We start from the raw sequence: 6,170 nt of genomic DNA on the forward strand, positions 1-6,170 counted from the left end.
GCCGCCCGCCTCGACGGACGTCGCGCGCGCCGCGAACGACTGGTACGCCGAGGCGCCCGGCTGGACGCCGGTGAACGCCTTGGTGCCGAACGGCGTCGTCAGCGTGACGTCGACCGGCACGTCGTCGGCGTTCGTCGCGCGCACCGCGACGTACGCCTTGCCGGCGAGGCACCGGACCTGGACCTCGGTCGTGACGTCGAGCGGCTGCTCGACCACCTCGCCCTCGAGGACGAAGTCCTCGAACGCGACGACCGTGGGCTGGGTCTGGTTCTTGCCGAGCGCGAACGGCCCGACCCCGATCCCGTCGAGCTGGTCGTTCGTCACGGCCGCGAACTGGGTCCAGCGCTCGCCGTCGAGCGACCACGAGCCGACGAACGTGTCGCCGGACCGGGCGAGACGCACGTGGTACGTCGCGTCCGCCTCGCGGGGCAGCGAGCCGACGCCGGGCTGCGGCTGCAGCACGACGTCGCCCTTCTCGCTGCGGAGCTCGAAGCCGACCGTCCCGGCGGTGCCGCCGTTGTGGATCACGCCGACCTTCACGTAGTTGGCCTGGTCCTTGTAGACCATGAGGCCGCCCTGGTGGTAGTTCTGCGTGAGGTCGGCGCGCACCGTCGTCTCGACGGTCCACTCGTCGCCCGTCACGACCTTCGAACGGACGATGTTCGGCACGGTGGAGTTCGTCGCGCCGTAGACGTCATCGTCGGTCGTGGTGAGCCGGAGCGCGCCGTCCGCGACGGCGAGCCGCGACGGGTCGGCGTCGACGACGTACCAGCGGCACGGGTCGAGGCCGAGGCCGGAGCCGCTGCCGTCGAACGTGTCGCTCGCCGTGACGTCCTCGCACACGGGGACGCCGCTGCCGTCGACCTCGCGCACGTGGTCGAACGCGACGTCGATCTGGTTCGCGCCCGCGCCCTTGCCGAGCGCGAACACGCCGACGCCCGCGTCGCCGAGCCCCGCGTGCGTGACGGCGCGCGTGGTCGGGACCCAGGTCTGACCGTTGTCGAGCGAGTACGACCCGGTGAACGAGTCGCCGTCGCGCGAGAGCCGCAGCAGGTACTCGCCGTAGACGGGCTTCGCGATGTCGAGGACGTCGCCGTTGGTCGACTGCACGACGTCGCCGACCTCGCTGCGGAGCTCGACGCGCAGGCCGCCGGGGTGCTGGACCACGGCGAGCTTGACGTAGTCGGACTGCGAGGCGCGCACGATGAGGCCGCCCTGCTGGTACTGGTTCGCGAACGCGGCCGTCATCTTCGTCTCGACCGTCCAGGAGTCGCCCGGCTGGTCGGTCGTGATGATGTTCGGCACGCGCTGGTTCCCGGTGCCCGCGAAGTCGGCGTCGGTCGTGCGCACGACCCACTTCCCGTCGCGAACCTCGGCGAGATCGGGGCGGAGGTCGACGACGTCCCAGCGGCAGCCGTCGAGCGCCTCGCCCTCGAACTCGTCCTCGGGCCCACGCTGCGGGTCCGGCTCGGTGCACTCGAGCGTGCCGTACACGGAGACCGCGACGGTGCCGGTCGCCTGGGCGCCCGACGGGTCGCTCACGGTGACCTTCGCGGTGTAGCTCCCGGCCTCCGCGTAGGTGTGCTGCGCGGTCGCGCCCGTCGCCGTGCCGCCGTCGCCGAACTCCCAGGCGTAGGTGAGGTCGTCGCCGTCGGCGTCGGACGCCTGGGCGGCGAACGCGACGTCGAGCGGCGCATCGCCTGTCGCGGGCGTGGCCGTCACGGAGGCGACCACCGGGGCCACGTTGTTCGCCGCGCCCCGACCGGCGAAGGTGACGGAGTCGACGTCGAACATGTCGCCCGTGGCTCCCGTCGTCGAGCGCGCGACGAAGTAGAGCGTGCGCGTGCCGCCCGGGTCGCTCACCGGGACCGCCTGCGTGCGCGCGGGCGTCTCCCAGCTCCCGGTCGGCGACAGCGTGAGCGTCGCGAGGACGGGGCCGTCCACGGCGCCGTCCCGCACGTCGAGCACGCCCCCGGATCCGCCCGAGCTGTACCGCGCGGAGATCGAGTCGATGCCCGCGAGGTTCATCCGGTCGAACGCGAACCAGTCGCCGGCCGCGATGTACCCGAGCTGCTTGCCGCCCTCGGACACGTCCTTCGCGACGACCTGGACGCCCTGGCTGTCGGTGAAGTACTCGGCCTGCTTGGTGCGCGTGTGCAGGACGGCCTCGTCGTCGGAGGCGAGCGCGGGCACGCCGTCGGCGCCCCCACCGTCGGTGTAGGTCGCGTTGACCACGCCGAAGATGTTCGCGTCGAGGCCGTGCCCCTCGTCCTTGGCGGTCGTGAGGACGCCCTCGCAGCCCGTGGCGCTGGACAGCGGGTGCCCGTGGTTGTCGTGGCCGAGGATGTACTCCACCACGACGCGGCTGCAGTCGACCTGCGCGCCGTCCTCGGCGTCGGTGACCGTGACCCGGAACGGGACCTGGTCGCCGAAGTCGAAGAACTGGCCGTCGGCCGGGAGCTCGAGCGTCACCTCGGGCGCGGTGTTGCCCACGGTGATGGTCGTGGTCGCCACGCCCTGCTTCCCGTCGGCGTCGGTCACGGTGAGCCGTACCTCGTGCCGGCCGTTCTGGGTGAACGTCCGCGAGACCTGGGCGTCGGTGGCGTCGGTCTCGCCGTCACCGTCGAGGTCCCAGGCGTACGTGAACTCCTTGCCGTCCGGGTGCGAGGACCCGGTGCCGTCGAAGGACACCGCGAGCGGCGCCTGGCCGTTGGTGGGCGAGGCGTCGATCTGCGCGACGGGCGAGCGGCCCCCGCGCACGTAGTCGATCCGGTAGACGGCCGAGAGCGCGTCGCCCCCGAAGTAGCCGCCGCCGTAGTCGAGCACGTAGAGCGAGCCGTCCGGGCCGAACTCGAGGTTCATCGGACGGCGCAGGTCCATGAACTCCAGCGCCGGGACGAAGCCCGCGGGGCTGCCGTCCTCGGCGCGGATCGCCTCCTTGATCCACGCACGGTCCCACTCGTAGAGCAGCGGCTTGCCGTCGTAGTACGCGGGGAACTTGGTCTCCGACTCGAGCTCGGGGTCGTAGTCGTAGACGACGGCGCCCATCGGGGACTCGCCGCCCGTCCCGAACGCGGGGACGGACCCGCCGTCGTACGGCTGCCACGCCGGCACGGCGGGCGGGAGGTCGACGAGACCGGTGTTGTGCGGGCTCGTGTTCTTGGGCGCCGCGCAGTCGAACTTCGGCCCCGAGACCTTCGTCTCGAAGTCGTAGTCGTTGTACGCGAGGTTGTCGCCGATGCAGTACGGCCAGCCGTAGTTGCCCGCCTCGGCGATGACGTTGAACTCGACCGTGCCGCCGGGGCCGCGGTTCGCGTTCGCACCGCCCGCGTCGGGGCCGTAGTCGCCGAGGTGGACCTCGCCCGTCGCCTTGTCGACCGCGAAGCGGAACGGGTTGCGGAAGCCCATCGCGTAGATCTCGGGCCGGGTCTTGCCGGCCTCGTACTCACCCTCGGGGAAGAGGTTCCCCTCGGGAACGGTGTACGACCCGTCCTCGGCGACCGTGATGCGCAGGAGCTTGCCCCGCAGGTCGTTGGTGTTGCCCGAGCTGCGGCGCGCGTCGAACGCCGGGTTGCGGGTCGCCCGCTCGTCGATCGGCGCGTAGCCGTCCGACGCGAACGGGTTCGTGTCGTCACCCGTCGACAGGTAGAGGTTGCCCTCGGCGTCGAAGTCGATCTCGCCGCCCGCGTGGCAGCACAGCCCGCGGTCGGCCGGCACCTCGAGGATCTTCTGCTCGCTGGTGAGGTCCAGCAGGTTCTGCTCCGTGAGCCGGAACCGCGAGAGCTGGTTGTAGCCCTCGAACGCCTCGAACGCGGCCGGGTCGGCCGACGTCTCGGGAGCGTCCCCGGGCGGCGTGTCGAGCCTGGGCGCGTAGTAGAGGTAGACCCAGCGGTTCTCGGCGAAGCCCGGGTCGATCGCGACGCCCTGGAGTCCGTCCTCGTCGTGCGTGTACACCGGGACGGTGCCCGCGAGCGCCGTCGTGGCGTCCGCGGTCGTGTACCAGACGCGCCCGTCGCGCGAGGTGTGCAGGACGTCGCCGTCGGGCAGGACGGCCATGGCGATCGGCTCGCCCGTCTTGGCCGCGCCCTTGGCGAGCGTCACCTGCTCGAAGGAGGCGTCGACGGTGGCGCCGCAGTCGGCGTCGACCGCGCCCGCGGCGGTCTGGATGCCGCCCAGCAGGTGCTGGACGAACGCCGGGTCGGTGTACGACTCGTCGGTGTGGCCGCCGCCGGTGTACCAGGACCGGCCGCCGTCGTACTCCTGGCACCACGCGATCGGGTGGTCGGCGCCCATGGCGCCCGACCCCGGGGAGTACGACGACTCGTCGAGGCTCGCGAGCACGTGGACCTGGCCGCGCGGGTTCTCGCGGTAGTTGTACCACTCGTCGTACCGGTCCCAGGCCGCCGGGAGGTGCGCGGTCGAGGGGTGCTCGTCGTCGGCGACGACGACCGTCGCGTCCTGGTTCTGCGGGTGGCTGTTGAAGTACGCGCCGACGAGCTCGCCGTACCAGGGCCAGTCGTACTCGGTGTCGGACGCCGCGTGGACGCCGGCGTACCCGCCGCCGTCGGCGATGTACCGCTCGAACGCGCCCTGCTGCTCGTCGTTCAGGACGTCGCCCGTGGTGGACAGCCAGACGACGGCGTCGTACCGGGCGAGGTTCTCGTCCGTGAAGGCTCCCGCGTCCTCGGTCGGGGTCACCGCGAAGTGGTGGTCGGTGCCGAGCTGCTGGATCGCCGCGATGCCCGCGGGGATCGAGCCGTGCCGGAACCCGGCGGTCTTGCTGAAGACCATGACGGAGAACTCGTCGTGCGCGGCGGCGGGGGCCGCCGTCGCGAGGGTGAGCGCCGGCGCGACGAGGGCCGCGGCGGTGACCGCCGCGACCCCCTGGCGCCGACCTCTCGAAGGTCGTGCTGTCACTTCTCCTCCTTGAGAACTGATCGGTGCGGCTCGGCGCCGTTGCCGGGCCGCAGGTCCTGCGCTCCTTTCTCGTGGTGCGTCGTCGGTGCCGCGCGTCGTCGCGCGGGCGCTCCGGTCAGGTCCCGGTCGGGCTCGGCCTGCACCCCGGAGGGCGCCCGACCGGGAGGTCGGTGGGGCGGCCCCTCCGTGGGGCCGCCGTCGGTCAATGGTCGTGGTCCTCGTGCGCGTCCTCGTCGTCCGCGGAACCGCCTTCGTGCCCGAGGTCCATGCCGCCGTCGAGCGAGTCGTCCGGGTGCACGGGCAGGAACACGTGGACGTGGCCCTGACCCCCGGCGGTCGAGCGGAGGTCGAGCTGGATCGCGGCGAGGCCCCACGCGTCGACCGCGCGCGTGCGCAGGTCGCCCGCGAGGGCGTAGAGGTCGGTCGCCGCCGCCGGGTCGCTCGCGTCCGCGGCGGCCGCGAGGCCGACGGCGTCGAGCGTGTCGCCGACGAGCTGGAGCGAGGTGAGCATCCCGTTGCGGACGATGTTGTGCTCGGAGGAGCCGCTCTGGAGCGACTCGGTCTCGGCCACGAGGCCGACGACGGTCGCTCGCCACTGCGCGATCTCGGCCGGGTCGGCGGGCACGGCGCTCGACCCGTCGACGGGGAGCACCGCGTGCAGCCCGTGCAGGACGGGGACGAGGTCGGTCTGTACGTGCCGCGCGTGCTCGATCGACGCGACGAGGTTGTCGGCGTCGCGCGCCTCCTCGGCCGCCTCGAGCTCGGCGACGCGCGCAGGGTCGACGGCGAACCCCTCGTCCGGTGCGGTCGGCGTCTCGCGCGTGAGCACGACCACGAGGGCCACCAGAACAGCGACGACGGCGAGCGCGGCGAGGGCGAGCAGCACCCGACGCCAAGGGTCGAGGCCCGCGAACCACCGGCGCGCGCGGACGCGCGCCGGCGGCCGGGGCTCGGGGCGGCCGGCACCGCCCCGGTCAGCGGGACGGGAGCGCGCGGGCGTCGTCGTGCCGCTCGGGCGGCCGGAGCCCTTCCGGGCCCCTCCCGCCGGCGTCCGTGTCGTCGGCGTCCGTGCCGAGGTGCGCTGTGCCACCTGTCGCTCCTGTCCCTGGTCGTCCCGCTCGGTGTGCGCCGGCCCCGCCCCCAGGCCGGGCCCGCCCCGTGGCCCGGGGCCGGGGCCGGGGGGCCCCCACCCGCCCCCCCCCCCCCCCCCCCAACCCCCCCCCCCCCCCCCCCCCAAACCGGCGGGGCCAAGC

At 73.4% G+C, this 6,170-nt stretch carries 2 protein-coding genes; both read right to left on the reverse strand.

The window, feature by feature from the left end; genetic code table 11:
* Positions 1-4,917: ThuA domain-containing protein (locus tag ACFWH7_RS20460; RefSeq protein ID WP_378219426.1), on the reverse strand; the 4,917-nt coding region annotated here is incomplete at its 3' end.
* Between the two features lie 202 nt (positions 4,918-5,119).
* The gene (locus ACFWH7_RS20465) at positions 5,120-5,803 is read right to left on the reverse strand and encodes a hypothetical protein (RefSeq protein WP_378219428.1); all 684 of its coding nucleotides are present in this window, start codon (positions 5,801-5,803) and stop codon (positions 5,120-5,122) included.
* Positions 5,804-6,170: the final 367 nt, after the last annotated feature.

It is taken from the genome of Cellulosimicrobium cellulans (genome assembly GCF_042723955.1).
GTDB lineage: Bacteria > Actinomycetota > Actinomycetes > Actinomycetales > Cellulomonadaceae > Cellulosimicrobium > Cellulosimicrobium cellulans_H.